At 42.9% G+C, this 17062-nt stretch carries 20 protein-coding genes; 10 read left to right on the forward strand and 10 right to left on the reverse strand.

The window, feature by feature from the left end; translation table 11 throughout:
* Positions 1–50 precede the first annotated feature (50 nt).
* From LCM00_RS02300 to LCM00_RS02325, 6 genes are all read left to right on the forward strand, one after another.
* On the forward strand, positions 51–1064 hold the full coding sequence (locus tag LCM00_RS02300) for a DUF3231 family protein (RefSeq protein ID WP_224897486.1): 1014 nt from the start codon (positions 51–53) through the stop codon (positions 1062–1064).
* A gap of 262 nt (positions 1065–1326) precedes the next feature.
* Positions 1327–1452, forward strand: a complete 126-nt coding sequence (locus tag LCM00_RS02305; RefSeq protein ID WP_224897488.1) for a DUF6254 family protein — start codon at positions 1327–1329, stop codon at positions 1450–1452.
* A 584-nt stretch (positions 1453–2036) separates the two neighbouring features.
* Complete coding sequence (locus LCM00_RS02310) at positions 2037–3269, forward strand: ATP-binding protein (protein ID WP_224898144.1); 1233 nt, start codon at positions 2037–2039, stop codon at positions 3267–3269.
* A gap of 80 nt (positions 3270–3349) precedes the next feature.
* The gene (locus LCM00_RS02315; protein WP_224897490.1) at positions 3350–3670 is read left to right on the forward strand and encodes a hypothetical protein; all 321 of its coding nucleotides are present in this window, start codon (positions 3350–3352) and stop codon (positions 3668–3670) included.
* Between the two features lie 135 nt (positions 3671–3805).
* Complete coding sequence (locus LCM00_RS02320; RefSeq protein WP_224897492.1) at positions 3806–4318, forward strand: CBO0543 family protein; 513 nt, start codon at positions 3806–3808, stop codon at positions 4316–4318.
* Positions 4319–4413: 95 nt separating this feature from the next.
* Positions 4414–4590, forward strand: a complete 177-nt coding sequence (locus LCM00_RS02325) for a hypothetical protein (protein ID WP_224897494.1) — start codon at positions 4414–4416, stop codon at positions 4588–4590.
* A 228-nt stretch (positions 4591–4818) separates the two neighbouring features.
* Here LCM00_RS02325 and LCM00_RS02330 read toward each other — a convergent pair whose 3' ends face one another.
* Both LCM00_RS02330 and LCM00_RS02335 read right to left on the reverse strand, forming a co-directional pair.
* Positions 4819–6420, reverse strand: a complete 1602-nt coding sequence (locus LCM00_RS02330) for an ABC transporter permease (protein WP_224897496.1) — start codon at positions 6418–6420, stop codon at positions 4819–4821.
* On the reverse strand, positions 6421–7320 hold the full coding sequence (locus LCM00_RS02335) for an ABC transporter ATP-binding protein (RefSeq protein ID WP_224897498.1): 900 nt from the start codon (positions 7318–7320) through the stop codon (positions 6421–6423).
* A 164-nt stretch (positions 7321–7484) separates the two neighbouring features.
* On the opposite strand from LCM00_RS02335, the gene LCM00_RS02340 reads away from it, so the two are divergent.
* Complete coding sequence (locus LCM00_RS02340; protein ID WP_224897500.1) at positions 7485–8075, forward strand: TetR/AcrR family transcriptional regulator; 591 nt, start codon at positions 7485–7487, stop codon at positions 8073–8075.
* Positions 8076–8200: 125 nt separating this feature from the next.
* On the forward strand, positions 8201–9226 hold the full coding sequence (locus LCM00_RS02345; RefSeq protein ID WP_224898146.1) for a DUF1646 family protein: 1026 nt from the start codon (positions 8201–8203) through the stop codon (positions 9224–9226).
* A 30-nt stretch (positions 9227–9256) separates the two neighbouring features.
* On the opposite strand, the gene LCM00_RS02350 is transcribed toward LCM00_RS02345, so the two are convergent.
* From LCM00_RS02350 to LCM00_RS02370, 5 genes are all read right to left on the reverse strand, one after another.
* Positions 9257–9679 (reverse strand): hypothetical protein, encoded by a 423-nt coding sequence (locus LCM00_RS02350; protein WP_224897502.1) that lies wholly within the window; start codon positions 9677–9679, stop codon positions 9257–9259.
* 75 nt (positions 9680–9754) lie between these two features.
* Positions 9755–10270, reverse strand: coding sequence for an AAA family ATPase (locus LCM00_RS02355; protein ID WP_224897504.1), 516 nt, complete (start codon positions 10268–10270; stop codon positions 9755–9757).
* 19 nt (positions 10271–10289) lie between these two features.
* Complete coding sequence (locus tag LCM00_RS02360) at positions 10290–10697, reverse strand: NUDIX domain-containing protein (protein WP_224897506.1); 408 nt, start codon at positions 10695–10697, stop codon at positions 10290–10292.
* A 121-nt stretch (positions 10698–10818) separates the two neighbouring features.
* Positions 10819–11214, reverse strand: coding sequence for a VOC family protein (locus LCM00_RS02365; RefSeq protein WP_224897507.1), 396 nt, complete (start codon positions 11212–11214; stop codon positions 10819–10821).
* A 185-nt stretch (positions 11215–11399) separates the two neighbouring features.
* Positions 11400–11699: a hypothetical protein gene (locus tag LCM00_RS02370; protein WP_224897510.1), complete on the reverse strand. Its 300-nt coding sequence runs from the start codon at positions 11697–11699 to the stop codon at positions 11400–11402.
* A gap of 361 nt (positions 11700–12060) precedes the next feature.
* Between LCM00_RS02370 and LCM00_RS02375 the strand changes: the two genes are divergently transcribed.
* Positions 12061–13092, forward strand: coding sequence for an AI-2E family transporter (locus LCM00_RS02375; RefSeq protein WP_224897511.1), 1032 nt, complete (start codon positions 12061–12063; stop codon positions 13090–13092).
* Positions 13093–13149: 57 nt separating this feature from the next.
* Here the strand turns inward: LCM00_RS02375 and LCM00_RS02380 are convergent, their stop codons facing one another.
* On the reverse strand, positions 13150–14442 hold the full coding sequence (locus tag LCM00_RS02380; RefSeq protein WP_224897514.1) for a hemolysin family protein: 1293 nt from the start codon (positions 14440–14442) through the stop codon (positions 13150–13152).
* A gap of 486 nt (positions 14443–14928) precedes the next feature.
* Here LCM00_RS02380 and LCM00_RS02385 point away from each other — a divergent pair, with 486 nt between their 5' ends.
* Entirely contained in the window at positions 14929–15891 is a 963-nt protein-coding gene (locus LCM00_RS02385) for a cation diffusion facilitator family transporter (RefSeq protein ID WP_101547882.1), read from the forward strand.
* A gap of 28 nt (positions 15892–15919) precedes the next feature.
* On the opposite strand, the gene LCM00_RS02390 is transcribed toward LCM00_RS02385, so the two are convergent.
* Both LCM00_RS02390 and LCM00_RS02395 read right to left on the reverse strand, forming a co-directional pair.
* A complete protein-coding gene (locus tag LCM00_RS02390; RefSeq protein ID WP_224897516.1) occupies positions 15920–16273 on the reverse strand; it encodes a GIY-YIG nuclease family protein in 354 nt (117 codons plus the stop codon).
* An 18-nt stretch (positions 16274–16291) separates the two neighbouring features.
* Positions 16292–17050, reverse strand: coding sequence for a DUF2087 domain-containing protein (locus LCM00_RS02395; RefSeq protein WP_224897517.1), 759 nt, complete (start codon positions 17048–17050; stop codon positions 16292–16294).
* Positions 17051–17062 lie beyond the last annotated feature (12 nt).

A 17062-nucleotide genomic window follows, 5' to 3' on the forward strand; every position in this document is an offset into this window, starting at 1 on the left:
CCTTTCTCAAATGCAAACACTATCTGCATACTGATTGAAGGAGTCTTACCATGGAAAAGAAAACACCCCTTACATCGGCAGAAATCGCAATGCTCTGGACCACTTATATGAATGACAGCATGTCAAAATGTGTTCTTGGCTATATGATTTCTCATACCTCAGAAGCTGAAATTAGCACAGCCCTTCAATTTGCCATTGATCTTTCGACCAGCCACCTGCAATACCTGGAACCTCTTTTCAAGGAGGAAAAAATGGCTGTTCCCAATGGCTTCAGCGGCGGCGATGTCAATCTGGATGCTCCCGGGCTTTTTTCTGAAACCTTCTGCCTGGCATATATTAATCATATGGCAAAAGCAGGAATGCTTGCTTACAGCGGCATGCTAGCTATGTGTGCCAGAAATGATATAAGGAAATTCTTTACCGAAGGATTGGCAGAAACAGCCTCGCTCTACAATAAGACAACAAACCTGATGCTTGAAAAAGGGATTTACATAAGAGCTCCTTATATCTCTTATCCGCATGAAACGGATTATGTGGATACAAAGAAATATTTAAGCGGCCTCAATCCCTTTGCGACTAAAAGGCCGTTAAACGCGGTGGAAATTTCTCATTTGACCATGAATATACAGACAAATTCCATCGGCCTGCAGATTGCCGCAGCCTTTGCACAAACAGCGCGGCTGAAAGAAGTTCAGGAATTTATGCTTAGAGGAAAAGAAATTTCTCAAAAGCATGTCGGCATTTTTACGAAGATCCTCCTGGAAAGCAATATACAGGCCGTGGGTTCACCTAATATAGCCGTGTACGATACAACGATGCAGGTATTTTCCGATAAGCTGATGATGTTTCATATGTCTCTGTTAAGTGCAACCGGGTCCGGAAATTATGCTACAGCAAGTGTTGCAAGCCAGCGTACTGATGTAGCTGCCAGCTACCAGCGGCTTGCCGTTGAGATTGCACTATATGCTAAAAGCGGAGCAGACATTATGATTAAGCATGGCTGGCTGGAGCAGCCTCCCGGAACGACAGACCGTGATGCATTGGCCAAAAAAGGAACACCCTGACCCTTCTGGACCAGGGTGGTGATATGCTGCTTGATTTACTATTTTGCTGTTTAAAATCTGTATTTATGTTCTTATATATGGAGCGAGGATTCATATATTTCATTTTGCCCCCTCTCATTTTTAAAAGTAACCAAAAAATATCGATCAATAATGACTTTAATCCTCCATTGCTTAAGGTTGCAGCTGGGAGAAAATTTTTGGACTGAAAAAGGGCCGTCAGGTAAATCTAAGAAGGACACCAAAATAAGGAGGGGCTCTTCATATGACACAGTCAAAAAAGCAGGAAGAAAGACAGTGGCGGCAAAGAAAGGAAACACAGCATCCGCACGGCAAAGTTAAATCATTTGATCAGCTGGCTGATGACACCGGCAAAGGCGGACGCTCCTGATAGAAAGGCCCTGGACTATGTCCCGGGCCTTTGTTCTGATTTAAATTTCCTTACGGATTGGGAAAGCTGCTAATAACGCCTGCACTCCCAAAAGCGCATGTGCCGAAATAACCTGCCAAAATCCAAATCTTCTTCCATTCCCCCCGCCTTTCAAATGTTTTTCAGAAAATAAGCCATGAAATTCAGCTGGATCTAAAGCATCGTCTCCCCTAAATGCTTCTTTTATAAGGCAAACAGCCGAATCGATTCATCATGGTGCCTAAAAAATATTTTTGTGCAAACAATATCCACTGTCCTTTTTTTGCTTCTTTACTCATTAAGGATCCTCTGCCCTGCCTTTCTTCAAATAATAATTACTTGCCAAAGCAGAAATTCTTTCATTCATTCCACTTCCCTAAAGGTTTTCTGAAATATGTACAAAAAAAGCTGAGGCTTTTCCTGCAAAAAAACAGGAATTTTGTACAATTTCCCCGCAGACAAGAATATGCGAGTATAATAAGGATGGCAGTTTGCAACGCTGTCTTATAAAGGTCATTTTTGGGGGATCACATTTGATTATTTTGCTAAAAACGCTTTTGATAAATATGACGATACTTTTCTCATTTACATTTAATGCAAATTTATTTTTTCCTTTTCAAGTGAAGGAACTGCTTTCCTTTAAGCATAAGCTTACTTATGGGCTGATTGGGTCACTGGGAGCAGTTTTTTGCATGCTGTACCCTATTGAGACGCTTGGAGAAACTCATTTTGATTTCAGAATGATCGCGATAATGATCATTTCCCTCTATGCCGGACCTATACCAGGCCTCATCGTTGTACTTGTCGTCTCCCTGATAAGAATGGCTATTGGCGGACCATTTATGCTTACCGGTGTTGTGGTTTCGCTTCTCGCCATGGTAATCGGGCTTGCTTTCAGGAAAAAGTATATTGAAACTTCATATAAATTGCTCGTAAGCTCTGCAGCTTTTGCTGTTTATGCATTCCTTTACATCCTGGTCATTTATTTTAATATCAGGTTTTTGGATGCATCGTTTTATCTCATGTATTTTACAGCCTTTTATATTACTTTTGGCAGTATAATACTGATTATTGAAAGACTTATTAAGACGAATAAGCAGATAGAAGAGGTTGTATATCTGGACAAGCTGACGATGGTTGGACAGATGGCCGCTGCCATTGCCCATGAAATACGGAATCCGCTTACCACCGTCAGGGGATTCATTCAGTATTTGAGCGAAAAAACTACGGATGATCAAGTTAAGACCTTTTCCCCTCTAATATTAGAAGAATTGGACAGAACCAACAAAATCATTACCGATTATTTGAAAATCGCCAAACCAGAACAATTCAATCTTACTGTTATGAACCTTGAAAAAGTCATCAGGGATAGTGTGGACCTGCTCCGTCCGCTGGCGAATTATATCAATACTTCTATACTTTTTGAGGAACATGAGCCTCATTTTGTCCGGGGTGATGAGCACCACCTTAAGCAGGCAATCATGAATGTAATCAAAAATGCCATAGAATCAACGGAGACTGACGGTATTATCCAAATCACCATCCAGCCCAATCAGCTGGCGAATACAGTTTCCCTTAAGGTTTCTGACAATGGAATCGGTATGACAGAGGAACAGCTGAGGAAAATAGGCCTTCCTTTTTACACAACAAAGTCGAAAGGAACCGGGCTTGGCAGTATGGTGACAAATAAGATTATCAGGGAAATGGATGGGAAGATTGAATATGAAAGCGAAGTGAACAAGGGTACTACAGTAACGATCATCCTGCCGCTTCAGCTGATACCTCAACAAGTACAATAATGTGTCTTTTCAGACACATATGGTACAGGAAAAAAATAACGTGTATAGTTAAGAGATAATCCATGAACGGGAGATTTATGATGCTGAATAACTTGTATGATCCGGAATTTATCCGTTTTTGTGAAACAGCCACCCCTTTAGAAATGGTCACAAGGCTTACGGGAGGAAAAGTGCGCGGACTGGAAAATTTGGCCATCAGGTCCCTGAGCAGCCGAAAGCAGCTGCCAAAGGAAGCTGTCAATGTCCTGCTTGTTTACTTTTATGACGCATTTGCCCATCAGGTATATGATCGGAATAGTCTTGCACGGCTATATGATTATTGGGCGACTAAGAATGTCCGCTCTTTTGCTGCTGCGCGCGATATGACTAAAATCGATATCAAAACTATCCTGAATAAATAAGAACAGCCCTCAAAGCGGCTGTTTTTTTTGTTTCTCAATTTACTGTATCAACTTTCATAAATAAACGCCAACTGCACATCCTATAGTTAGGCCTCTTAGTCGTGGCCTATATTGCTTAGAAGGGATTGAAGAGTGATGAAACGGAGCAAATCAGACAAGAAAATATTATGGGCATTGTCCTTTCTCTCTATTGGCGTCCTCTTTTTTACCCTCAGGAAACCCCCAATCAAAGATTGTCTGCTGGCCTATCTTTTCAATGCTTATACCAATGCAATTATAGACAAATATGTTGTTGCAAAGCAGTATGTTACTTACCCGGTTAGATTCCTGCCAAAATTGAGTGATGTCAACATATTATTTGACTACCTCTTCTACCCGACTGCCTCCCTGCTTGCCAACCTGGTCACAAATAAAGACAAAGGTCTTTTACTGGCCATTAAAATGATCGGCATTACCTTTACTATATTCCGTATCGAATCATGGGCAGAGCGCAATACTAAACTTGTTAAATGGCAAAAAGGATGGACAGGATATCATTCTTTCGCAACTATCACCCTAAAATCATTTCTGAACCGCTATATTATTGAGATTGTACGGAAGATTGACAAGCATCAGCAAGAGAAAATCTTGGGTAAAGCCAGTGACTAGACCGCATTTATTTCATTATATAAGTTTAATACCTGTCCTTCTGGGTATAAATTAGTGTATTGAAAAATTAAGGAGGAGTTGAATCAGCCATGTCCATGATCGAAAATCCATTCAAGGCAGAAACTGATGCAGCCGCCATTCGGTCAGGTGAAGTTGAGCCCAAAAAAATGGTTATCAGCCTAACAGGAAGCAGTTCTGTCGTCCCTCCTTCTACAAAAGGAACAGCTCCCGAATTTGATATTTTCGGGACAGGATTGAATGATTACCGCTAATACATTATTTACTCCCCCCAGCCTTCAATTAGAAGGCTTTTTTTTATATTTTTAACTAAAAAATAATAGACGATAAAATCATTATGTAAATTAAAAGATTAAGCTGCTGCCTATCCCTCTCTTCCCTGTTTAAGCCCTTCCCATTCTCCCCAGCTTGTACATTGCCAGTGGTTTTTATACAAACAAAACGGATGGCAGCTATTTAGCCATCCGTTTCTCCACTCTATTTCAGCCAAGGTCCCTGTTTCGATAGCCGGTAAAACCGGCAAGCGCCGAAACAGCAGCTGCACCTATCAGCAAAAGCAAAGGTCCCAAATTAAATTCTTCTGCAGGCAGGGACGGAACATATCCAAATGGTGACAGCTTCTCAAGCCACTCGGGAAATTGAAGCAAGCTTCCTAAATATACGATAACAAAAGAATAGCCAAGTATGATCCATATAAGCCCTGTAAGCTTTGGGAGGTATCCCAGCAGAAAGACCGCGGCGCCTGCCATCAGCCAGACAGCAGGCAAATATACAATTCCGGCACCCAGCATCCTTTCATATGGAATCGGATCCTCCATTACGGACACAGCCGCCAGCCAAAGCCCAAAAATAGCAAGAATCTGCATCATTACGCTGGAAACCAGGGATATGCAGAAATAGCTTCCTGCCAGCCTAAGGCGTGAAATAGGTTTTGACAGCAGAATATCGATTCTGCCGTTTTTCTCCTCGCTCTTAAGCCTTAAAAAGAAGATCAGCGGCGGGATACAAGTGATCATAGAAATGACGGACATCAGCATGGACATGAATTGTTCTGTCAGTGATATACCGCTTGAAGGGTCAATCATATTCTTGAGCAATTCATTTTGGGTAAAAAAAGACTCCAGATCTCCAAATACAGATCCATAGGAAACCCCAAGAATAAACATACCTGCTGCCCATGAAATAATGGCAGTCCGCTGCAGCCGGAAAGCCATTGCAAATGGGCTGGATAGCAGCGGAGAGGCATTTTTCTTCCCCGGTCTTGATGGCAGAAGCCCGGAATCAATATCGCGTTTCAGATTGAAATAAAATGCGGCTGCTGTTATCAGGATGCCCGCAATGACTGTAAGGATGACAGGGAACCAAAAGTCATTTACGTATACTTCAGTGAACACTACCCAGCCGAGCGGCGAAAACCAGGAAAGGCTGCCTCCGCTTATATCCCCTATAGCGCGGATCAAGTAGGCGAAGCCCAGAACAGCAAGGGACAAGCCGGCTGTTCCCCTTGCATTATCTGAAAGCTGGGCGAACAAAGCAGTGACTCCTGCAAAAAAGATGCCTGCTGCACCGATTGCAGCTCCATAAAGCATTGAACCTTCAAGCCCAATCCCCTCGATTTGCAGGCTGTAAAGTCCTAAACCGGTGACAATGGCCAAAACAATATTCACAGCAAATAAAACAAGGACTGCTGCTGTAAGATTGGCCATTCTGCCGACAGGCAATGAACGGATCAGCTCAATCCTTCCCTCTTCTTCATCATTGCGTGTATGCCTCGCCATCAGAAGGATGCTCATAATGGCTGCAGCGATGCTTGTGAACAGGAGCATCTGATGGGCCATCATCGGGCCGGCAGTATAGTTTTCCAGCCCAAAGCCCGGTCCTACCATTGCAGTCATAGCCGGATTCTTCATCGTTTCTGCAATGGCCTGGCGTTCTGCATCTGTCTTGTATAAATCAGTAAAAGCTGAAGCAGTCGCTACGGTCAGCCCTGCAAGCGCTAAAACCCAGACGGCTGCCCTGACCCTGTCCCTCCTGAGCAGGAATTTGATTAAAAGCCCGGTCCTGCTGAATAGTCCCTTTACCATTCAGTTCCCCTCCTGCTTCGGTGCAGCTTTATAATGGCGCATGAACAATTCCTCTAATGTCGGCGGCATGCTTTCCAGCTTGTTAATGCCAAACTGGCTGATATATTGAAGAATTTCACCGAGTTCTTCAGCATCTGCCTTCAGTGAAATACTTCCTCCATCGGCCTTAAGTTCATGAACCCCTTTCAGGCTGTCAAGACCGGGTACAACTTTGCTGGTTTGAAAAATCAAATGTGTGCGGGTCAGGTGGCGGAGCTTGGCAAGTGAACCCGTTTCAATGATTTCTCCCTGTCTTATGATGCCGACCCGGTCGCACAGCTTTTCCACCTCAGAAAGAATATGGCTTGATAAAAGAATGCTTTTCCCCTGATTTTTTGCTTCAATAACGCATTCCTGAAAGACGATTTCCATCAATGGGTCAAGTCCTGAAGTCGGTTCATCCAGGATAAACAGCTCTGCGTCTGAAGAAAAGGCTGACACAAGAGCGACTTTTTGGCGATTGCCTTTTGAATAGGTCCTGCTTTTTTTGGAAGGATCAAGGTTGAATTTTTCCAGCAATTCATTTGTCCGTTTTATATCGCGAGCTCCCCTTAGCCTTGCAAATAAGTCTATTGCCTCTCCTCCTGTAAGATTTGGCCATAAATTGACATCTCCAGGTACATAGGCAATCTTTTTATGAATATCGACAGCATCTTTCCAGGCATCCCTTCCAAACAGTCTTGCTTCCCCAGAGGTTGCCTTCAGGATACCAAGCAATATTTTAATCGTGGTGGACTTCCCGGCTCCGTTCGGTCCAATGAAGCCGTAAACTTCCCCCTCATTCACATCAATATTGATCTCATTCAAGGCTGTAAACTTTCCAAACCTTTTTACAAGGCTGTTTGTTTCTATAATGGCCATTTTCATTCCCCCTTGCTTCTGTTCTTATTGCTACATGAAGATATGAATTATTTTTATTGATTGAGTTCATAATACATATAAATTTTAGTTCTTACAAGAGTTTATGAACTTTTTTATTTGTTATATTACATAAATTTAATTACAATAATAATGAGGTGAAGAAATTGGACGGTTTTCAGCGCAGAAAAGAACAAAAACAGCGCCACATACTTGAGGCATCCCTTAAACTGTTTATGGCCTCAGGAATTCATAAGGTCTCCATATCAGAAATTGCGAAGGAAGCTCATGTATCACAAGTGACCATTTATAATTATTTTGAAAGCAAGCATCAGCTTATCCATGAGGTATTCCTCTATTATGTTGACAAAGCTACCAGTGAATTTGAGCAGCTAATCAGCAGTGCAGCAGCATTCCCTGAGAAAGTGAAAAAAATCATTTTCAATAAAAAGGAAAATGCCAATGGTATCCATGAAGAGTTTTATCATTACTTAATGAAGGAGTATTCCGGGGAAGGCAATTATATAGAAAAAATCTACGAGGAAAAAGCCATCCCCCTTTTCAATGAACTGTTCAAGCAAGGGCGTGAACAAGGATATATCAATCCTGATCTTTCGTTTGAAAGCATGCTGTTCTATGTACAGATGATGAAGGATTATTTTCAGCGTGAAGATGTATACAGCAAGGCTTTGCCGCTGACTGAGGATATTACAAATATTTTTTTCTATGGAATCATAGGGAAAAAGGAAGCCCGCTAAAGCTGTCTTCCTTTTTCAATTGGTTCCGGCTGATTTGCCTTTATCATGAAAGTTTGTCCTTCCAGCTGCATATATATAGGCTGTTCCTTCTTTTAAGGGACAATCTAAACAAGAATGGGCAGATGATTATGACCGGTTTAATTTTAATCTTTCTTCTTGTTCTGCTGCTGCCATTTACGCTGAAAGCTGTGGAGCACAATCTGGAGATTTTCCTATTTGCGATGGGAATTCTTGCGGCTTTTATAAGCGGGATATTCAATGGGGAGTTATTCCTTAAGGCTGCCTGGGATCCAATTAAAATTACCGCGGCTGTTCTGGCTGCAGGTCTGCTGTTCAAATGGCTCAAGAGGCCGCTAGAGAGAATCATCATGGGGATAAGCAGAAAAATGCCATTCAGGCTGTTTTCCGCTTTGACGGTTGTCGTGCTTGGACTTGTTTCCAGCATTATCACTGCGATAATTGCCGCGCTGGTACTGGTTCTGATTGTCGGTGCCCTCCGTCTTGAACGGCAGGCAGAGGTTCGCTTCACGGTGCTGTCCTGCTTTTCCATCGGCCTGGGGGCTGCCCTTACGCCGATTGGAGAACCTTTGTCGACCATAGCCATTTCAAAGTTGAATGAGGACTTTTTTTTCCTGGTAGAGCTGATTGGGCCGGAGGTAATCGCAGCCCTCCTTGCATTAGCGATTATGGCCATGCTCCTTATCCAGCCTCCTGAAAAACGGCCCGGAAGCTTCCGCAAAGAATCCGGAAGTGAAACATATGAAGAAATATTGGCAAGAAGCATGAAAGTCTACCTGTTTGTCATGGGGCTGACCTTCCTTGGCGCAGGCTTTGAGCCGCTGATCAAGCATTATCTGATCGGCCAGAGCCCATTTCTTCTTTATTGGGTCAACATGATATCTGCCATCCTTGACAACGCCACACTTGCAGCAGCAGAAATCAGCCCTTCCATGGACCATTTTACGATTCAGTCCATCCTTCTCGGGCTTCTGATTTCCGGCGGCATGCTGATTCCCGGGAATATACCTAACATCATCTCTGCCGGGAAGCTGAAAATCACCAGCAAGGAATGGGCACGGTTCGGGGTCCCGGTCGGACTGCTTACCATGTTTGCCTACTATCTGGCCATTATGTGGCTGGAACATAGTTAAGAATCCCTTTATGCTGGGATTCTTCTTTTTTTATTCTCCAATTAATAGCTTTTTTAAATCTTCGCTGCCATTTTCTAACCTGCCAAAGCCCTCCCGCTTGTCATTGCTGAGTATTTCTGCATTCTTGCCATTTAACCATATGAAGTATGTGGTTATAGTTTCAGGTTCATCATTGTCCTCTGTAAAAAGAAAATCTGCCTCGGCATCCGGTTCTCTTTCCATTTCAGGCTTCATGTTCGGAACCCATTCTATCTGGGACATTTTCTCCTCTATGCTGTTCATCAATTCTTCATCCACCAAGGTGTGTTCCTGTTCCTTTCCCTTCTCAAAAATATCGATCCGTGTCAGCTCACCATATTTCTGATCATGACAGCCTGTCAGCAGCAAGAGAGCATAGCCCCGGATGATATTCCTGAAAGCATCCCTCTTCTTCACCATCTCTTTAGTGATCATCTGAGCCTTCAATCTTGCCCCAATAATACAGAAAGCCTGCGGAAGACAGCATTGTCAGCAGAATCAGCATCAGATTCATATCAACCCCTCCATTATTTCAGGCATTTTCTTATCCTCCTCCAAAACATGCAGCTTTTCCTCATATGGTTTTAGCAGTTCAACTATTTCCGGCTTGCTTACTGTTTCGAAATACCGGTTCCATCTGAACATTTTTCCGAACATTTTAATTGTCGGCTTGTAGTTTGCTTTTTCCAGATGAAGCTTCTGCTTAATGAATCGTTTAAAGATCCTATAGGTTCTTTGGCTATAAGGGGGATCAAGCAGAATAATCTGGTCTGCCTGTCTAAGGCTTTCCATGATCCAGGTGTGGTGCACCCCTTCAATGATCCAGCTGTCAGAGGCAATAATTTCCTGCAAAAGAGCATCCCTTTCCTTTTCATTCCTTCGCCTGTCACCATGCGGCCCTCTTTCCCATACTACATTGTCCAGTTCATAATGGGGTATTCCCAGCTGGGCAGATAACTTTCTGGCCAAGGTTGTTTTGCCGCTTCCAACAGAGCCGATAACATGGATTTTTCTATTCACTTTCATCGGGCCTCTCTCTCTCTTTCTATACCTCTTCCAGGAGTTCTTGCTTCCCAAACAGCTTAAGCAGAAACTCCCTGTCCTCAGGAAAAGAAAGCGGAATCCTCTCAAGCTCTTCTGCGCCAATCCAGGATATATCATAAATAAGTCCATCAGGGTCCTGGATAACAGGGCTGCCGCCGGCTATTTTAATTTCAAAATAACTGACTTCGGAAAGTTCAGTCTCTTTCACGAACAAAGGACGGATGATTTTTGCCAAATATCCTGTCTCCTCCAGCACTTCCCTGATACAGCATTCCTCACTGCGCTCTCCCTGCTCCTGCCCGCCCGAGGGAACTGACCAGCGTTTTTCTTCATCAGGGGTTCCCTGCAGGACCATCAGCAGTTTACCATTTTCAATACAAACACCAGCTGAACCAATCCACTTCTTCATTTTCCTTCCTTGTACCTCCCATATACCGCTATATCATTATGCATTTCGATAATGAAGGTAGAAGTCCTTCTTTTTTGATGAAAAAAGAGCAAAGAAAAAAACAGAGGATATTCACTCTGTCTTATACCATAAGTCCCCATATTTCTTGCAGGCGAATCTTTTCTTCTGATTTATCCAGATATTCAAAAAGGCCCAGCATATTTCCCCAGGGATCCGTAAAAGTGCCCCATTTTACAGGTACCCCGCTGCGCGACTGTATTAAAAAGGGCTCTGTCTTTAATTCATCCATCAGCCGCTGTCTTTCTGCTTCAATATTCTTGACTCCGAGGCGGATTGGCCCGCTTCCTTCTGCAGTCTTCCCTGAGGCCAGCTGCAGCCAGCTGCCAGGGACAAGCTCCCACTCGGCAAAACCTTCATGCGGAATAAAGTCAGGAGCTCTGTTGAGAAAGATGGTATACCAAGCCTCACCTCTTTTAAAGTCTGCCACTCGCAGCTGAGTGGTCATTTCAATGTACATATTGAACCTCCTCCTGGCGTTTTATTCAGTGTATCGGATAATATTTGGGAGGAGTTCTTCCCGATTGCTGTTTTTTTCGATCTAACTAAGAACTATTGGCTTGATTAATCAATGGTTTAACTGCTGAATATGAATTATTGTATTTTTTGACTCCACTTCTCTATGAATCAATTGCAGACCATCTGCTAAAAAGAATGGCAGCAATAAAAACAGCGATTGGCATTTGTAAAATACCGGTCAAGTATTTTGACAGTTCCGTGAAGGTTCCTTTGTTTTGCAATTGATGCAGTCAGTTCTTTACGAATCTCCATGAGTTTATCAAGCGGTATACTTTCAGAAAGCAGAAAGTCCTCGATGCTTTCAGTCAGCCATCCTGCCGTTTTACCCTGGACTGGCAAGGAAAGTATCTTGCTTAATAGCCTTCTTTTTTGTACAGTCCCGCGGGAACAGCAAGGACAGACTATTTTCTGCGAAATTTCTTCCAAGAGCCGATCCCCCTTCTCTTTTATATACGAATAGCTTATATGCTTTTGATAAAGATTTCTGTATGCTTAACGGAGGATTTTTTACATTTATGTTACAAATTTTCCTAGTTCTATTGTACGAGCCGGGCTTTCTTATACATACAGATAACAGCTTATTGTTAATTTTATAGATGGTGAATGAACGTATAATCCAGTGCGTATCTTTTATTAGATAGATATCCCTTCAAATTTAAAAAATAGTTTTCTGCAAAGTCTGGAAAGCTAGTATTGGAGAGTTTAAATGCTATAATTGAATAGTAATATCACTTTATAATTCTTATATAACAGCTGATGTTTAATAAGAATCAGAGGGAGCACATGAATGGAAAACTGGAGAAATATTTGGGTTAAGACTGGTGCAAAGCGGATTATCATTTTTGCAATCATCCTCTTGCTCCTTATATCACTGCACAGCATGATCAATATCATCCTGCTGACCTTTATTTTTTCCTTTTTAATGGACCGGCTGACCACCCTGCTTACAGACAAGTGGAACCTTAACCGGCCCCTGGTGGTAATGTTTTTATACCTCGTTTTAATTGGAGGATTGACGCTCGCGGCCATAAATTATCTGCCTGTCATATCACGGGAAGTAACACAATTGATTGCCCAGCTGCAGGCGTTTTATCTGCACCCCCATGAAAATGGATTCATCAATTATATTGTATTGTTCATTGAACAAAATGATATCAACAAATATCTTGAGCAAGGATTTACGTTTTTGCTGAAATATTTTACCGATATAAGTAAAATCGGCATGCAAGTACTGATATCACTGCTGCTCAGCCTGTTTTTCCTTCTTGAAAAGAAGAAACTGATAGATTTCACCTTAAAATTCAAGACGAGCAAAGTCGCTGCTTTCTATGATGAAATCGAATATTTCTCGAGGAAATTCTCCATGACATTCGGAAAAGTCATTGAAGCTCAGTTTGTTATCGCCATCGTTAACTGCCTCCTGACGACATTGGCTCTATGGATCATGGACTTCCCGCAGCTGGTAGCCCTTTCTTTGATGGTATTAGTCCTGGGGCTCATCCCTGTGGCAGGTGTCATTATCTCTATGATTCCGCTGATCATTATAGCTTATTCAATAGGCGGATTCATGCTCGTCGGCTATATCATCCTGGTAGTCATGGTCATTCATGCTATTGAAGCTTATATCCTTAACCCGAAGCTTATGTCATCCAAAACAGAACTTCCGGTTTTTTATACCTTCATTGTACTCATCTTCTCAGAGCATTTCTTCGGAATTTGGGGTCTGATCGTCGGCATACCTGTATTTATGTTTCTGCTGGATATACTGGGCGTCAAAGAAATTGCCCCAAAACAAACAAAGCAGGCCCGCGTCAGCTGACCTGCTTTTTCTCTGGACAAAAAGGATGCACCTTTAGGCTGCATCCTTTTTAACATGCTATGAAACTCTCTTTACTTCAATATACAGGACCTGGTGCCCGTCTTTTTCTGTAATTTTGAAAATAAACCCTTCTGCTTCCACTTGTGTTCCAACTTCAGCATCGAAATCCTGTGAAAGGACCCAGCCGCCAATCGTATCGATATCATCACTTAACAGTTCAATTCCGAGAAGGTCGTTCACGTCCTCAAGCAGCATTTTGGCATCAAGGATGTATTCATCTTCCTTCACCTTCCGGATTTCAGGTATTTCATCGTCATCAAATTCATCCCTGATTTCTCCAACGATTTCCTCAAGGATATCTTCTACCGTAACGAGTCCTGATGTTCCGCCATACTCATCCATAATGATTGCAATATGGGTCCGTTCTTTCTGCATCTTTACGAGCAGATCATGAATCGGTATATTCTCAATCACATGCATGACAGGCTTTACGAACTCTGACAATTCGTGGATCATACCGTCATCCAGTATTTTTGCAGTGAGAAATTCCTTTACGTTAACATAGCCGATGATATGATCTTTATCTCCATTGACAACAGGATAGCGGGTATAATTCTCCTCTTCCACCGTTAGCATAATTTCTTCAAAATTATCTTCAATACTGATCGTAATCATTTCGGTGCGCGGCACCATGATCTCTTTTGCAACTCTTTCATCGAATTCGAAGATATTGTTAACGTATTTCAGTTCGTTCTGGTTGATTTCCCCGCTCTTATAGCTTTCTGACAAAAGCAGGCGAAGTTCTTCCTCTGAATGGGCAAGCTCATGCTCGGATGCCGGTTTCAGGCCAAAAAGACCGACTAGCAAACGAGCAGACCCGTTCAGGAACCAGATGAAAGGATACATCAGGCGGTAAAACCAGATGATGGGCCTCGCAAAGAGCAATGTGATTTTTTCAGCCTTTTGTATGGCAAGAGTCTTTGGTGCAAGCTCCCCTACGACAACATGCAGGAAAGTGGCAATAGCAAATGCAAATGCCAGAGTCAGAATATGGGAAAGCGATTCGCTTACTTGGAAATATTCAAGCACAGGGTGCAGGATAACTTCAAATGTCGATTCCCCTACCCACCCGATGCCCAGTGCTGTCACGGTAATGCCGAGCTGGCAGGCAGAAAGATACTCATCAAGATGTGTCACGACTTTTTTTGCAGCCAGTGACCCGTTTTTCCCTTCTGCAATAAGCTGGTCAATCTTAGAAGATCTTACTTTAACGATTGCAAATTCCGTCGCTACGAAAAAGGCGGTCAATGCAATTAAAATAGCAAAAATGATCAAGTTAATAGTGGTCAATGAATAGCCTTACAAAGTAAGGCGTACACCTCCTGGAAAATTAGGGTCATGACCGCTGCTAATCCCCTGGCAGTTGATCAGGCAAGTCAGGAGAAATATTTTTTACTCATGTTTATTTAAGACTAGTAAGGCGCTGGTGTCGGCAGCAGCCTTTAATCCATTACTTAAGCCGAATCCCGGCCAGGCTGCAGCGGCAATTCAATTTAGAACGTACAGGTTTCAGCAAACTAAATTTGGTGTAATAGTTTACAGAACCCCTTGCATCATAGGTTGCTGTTGAAAAGCCAAGCTGCTTTAATTGCTCGTTCCCAAATGAATCACCCCCTTACCGGCACGTTATAGTTAGTTCTTATTTTACTGTCATTTTTGGCCGGTGGCAATCTATTAGCCCTTCTGTCCATTAAATGTTCAAAAATGATAAATCAAAGCCAGATGGTTAAGCTAAATATTGGACAAACCATTTGGAAAAAATGGAGAGGTGAAAAGATGTCTTTTATCCAATTATTGAAAAAAGGAAACAAATCATCCGGCATTGCTGCGATCGGCAATACTGTGCTTACAATTGCCAAAGGGATTGCTGCTGCCATAAGCGGCAGCGGTACAATGCTTGCAACCACGCTGCACTCTGCAGCAGACGCCCTCAATCAGGGCTTTGTATTCATTGGCAGTGCCCTTGCTGAAAAGGAGCCGACGAAAAGATTCCCGACCGGCTTTGGGCGTGTTGTCAACCTGTTTGTGCTCGTTGCTGTGATCGTCATCGCAATTATGGCCTATGAAACAATCCACAAAGGCTGGGAGCTGATCCAGCACCCAAAGGAGTCCACCAATATCCTGCTTAATATTGCCATCATGCTTCTCGCTATAGGGGTTGACGGCTTCATTCTATTAAAGGCGATGAAGGAAATTAATCATGAAACCCGCAGTGAGGCCAAAGGCTTTGCCATTGTTACGACTGCTTTCAAGAATAATGGACTGGCATCACCGCCGACCAGACTTGTGTTTTATGAAGACCTGATTGCCACATTTGGCGCACTGCTTGCCCTTGTTTCCATCCTGCTTGCTCACTTTACCGGTTTTTATTTTCTGGATGGGGTCGGAACGATACTGATCGGCTTACTGCTCACAGGGATTGCTGTTAAAATCGGCTATGAAAATACCATCGGACTGATCGGGGTAGCCGCCCCGAAAGTCGTTGAGGACCGAGTAGCAGATATGATCCTTTCCGACCCTGATGTGGTGGATATCATGGATATGCGCATCCTGCAGGAAGGCAGGCGCTTCCATGTAGAAAGCTACATTGAGCTTAGGGCTGGCCTCTCACTGGCAGATGCTGATGATATCAAATTCAGAGTCCGCGACCTGCTGCTGACAGATACCGATATCGGCGATGCCACACTTGGTATACTGGAAACAGACAATGTCCAGACCTGGAAAGATGAAGACGAATAAATAAAGAAGAGGGACACCTCTTCTTTATTTATTTGGGCAGGGTGTGATACCCTTTTTCGCCATAAGGCTGGAAATGCTCATGCCATTTCTTCTCAAGCTCTGCGAGTGCTTCCTTTTCACTGTAATACGGGTCGTCAATCGGCTTTAGAACCTCAAGCACCGAGATTTCGAAAGCATCCTTCCCAGATTTCCTCCAATCTTCCTGAAGAGGCTTATTAACATAGGACCCTGTTTCCAGACTGAATCTCAGACCGTTCAATGTCTTAATATTTCTGGTGCTTCCAATAAACATTTTTTTGCTGTGTTTGTTTTTTATTTGAAAGACACCTGCTTCCACTGGCACTTCCATGAATTGATTTTTCAGTTCCTTTTTCCGGTCCATGATTCTTTCCCCCATCTTTTATTTTTTCAGCCAATAGGCGCTTCCATCGGCCTTTCTGTCCAGCAGGCCATATTCAATTAAATATCTTCTGATCAGAGCATAGTCTTCATAAATGCCCTCTATAATGCTGTTTAACTCTTTTTCCCTGTACACTTTGCCAGCCTCCAGAAACTTGCTGATCTCTCTTATCACTGCCAGCCGCTGTTTTTCTTTTGGCGGAAATTTTTCAAGGCCGCCTGCAATGCCTCCGGGAAAGAATTTATCGACGATTTTCTGCTGTTCTTCCTTTGTAATGGCATATCTGTCATCAACCATTGATGCATGTTTATGAGGTGGTACAAAAGCCGGCGCATACTGGTCCTTTTCTCGCAAGAGCTCCATGATTGCAAGGAATGTTTTCGCCTGCCTCTCTTTTTCCTTTAGAGCAAAACGATGATGCCTAATGGTAGAAGCGCTTCCGATGCCCATTTCGGCCTGCACCTCTTTATCCGCCATTCCCTTATAGAACAATTTCAAAAGCTGGCTCTGATGCTCTGTCAGCCCGGTCCATTTCTTGTCAAGACCCAGCAAATAGTCAAACACCGAGGAATGTGATCTCTCGATATGAAGCCGCGTATATCTCTCTGCTTCATACAAGCGGTCTTCATATGGATAAACTACACCCTTTTCAATTTTCTCACCGCATAACAAGCAAAGAAAGCTATCTTCTTCTTCTCTGTATCCTTTTTTTATTTCCTCAAGACTTGCCTCCCAAAGGCTTGCAGATGTATCACGCATTAAAATACCTCC

Source organism: Bacillus infantis, assembly GCF_020171945.1.
Lineage (GTDB): Bacteria > Bacillota > Bacilli > Bacillales > Cytobacillaceae > Bacillus_AB > Bacillus_AB infantis_A.

Excerpts from the sequence above, each read along its gene's own strand:
- LCM00_RS02300 (WP_224897486.1), top strand. The coding sequence starts at position 51 with ATGGAAAAGAAAACACCCCTTACATCGGCAGAAATCGCAATGCTCTGG.
- LCM00_RS02305 (WP_224897488.1), top strand. The coding sequence starts at position 1,327 with ATGACACAGTCAAAAAAGCAGGAAGAAAGACAGTGGCGGCAAAGAAAG.
- LCM00_RS02310 (WP_224898144.1), top strand. The coding sequence starts at position 2,037 with ATGACGATACTTTTCTCATTTACATTTAATGCAAATTTATTTTTTCCT.
- LCM00_RS02315 (WP_224897490.1), top strand. The coding sequence starts at position 3,350 with ATGCTGAATAACTTGTATGATCCGGAATTTATCCGTTTTTGTGAAACA.
- LCM00_RS02320 (WP_224897492.1), top strand. The coding sequence starts at position 3,806 with ATGAAACGGAGCAAATCAGACAAGAAAATATTATGGGCATTGTCCTTT.
- LCM00_RS02325 (WP_224897494.1), top strand. The coding sequence starts at position 4,414 with ATGATCGAAAATCCATTCAAGGCAGAAACTGATGCAGCCGCCATTCGG.
- LCM00_RS02330 (WP_224897496.1), bottom strand. The coding sequence starts at position 6,420 with ATGGTAAAGGGACTATTCAGCAGGACCGGGCTTTTAATCAAATTCCTG.
- LCM00_RS02335 (WP_224897498.1), bottom strand. The coding sequence starts at position 7,320 with ATGGCCATTATAGAAACAAACAGCCTTGTAAAAAGGTTTGGAAAGTTT.
- LCM00_RS02350 (WP_224897502.1), bottom strand. The coding sequence starts at position 9,679 with ATGATCACTAAAGAGATGGTGAAGAAGAGGGATGCTTTCAGGAATATC.
- LCM00_RS02355 (WP_224897504.1), bottom strand. The coding sequence starts at position 10,270 with ATGAAAGTGAATAGAAAAATCCATGTTATCGGCTCTGTTGGAAGCGGC.
- LCM00_RS02360 (WP_224897506.1), bottom strand. The coding sequence starts at position 10,697 with ATGAAGAAGTGGATTGGTTCAGCTGGTGTTTGTATTGAAAATGGTAAA.
- LCM00_RS02365 (WP_224897507.1), bottom strand. The coding sequence starts at position 11,214 with ATGTACATTGAAATGACCACTCAGCTGCGAGTGGCAGACTTTAAAAGA.
- LCM00_RS02375 (WP_224897511.1), top strand. The coding sequence starts at position 12,061 with ATGGAAAACTGGAGAAATATTTGGGTTAAGACTGGTGCAAAGCGGATT.
- LCM00_RS02385 (WP_101547882.1), top strand. The coding sequence starts at position 14,929 with ATGTCTTTTATCCAATTATTGAAAAAAGGAAACAAATCATCCGGCATT.
- LCM00_RS02390 (WP_224897516.1), bottom strand. The coding sequence starts at position 16,273 with ATGGACCGGAAAAAGGAACTGAAAAATCAATTCATGGAAGTGCCAGTG.
- LCM00_RS02395 (WP_224897517.1), bottom strand. The coding sequence starts at position 17,050 with ATGCGTGATACATCTGCAAGCCTTTGGGAGGCAAGTCTTGAGGAAATA.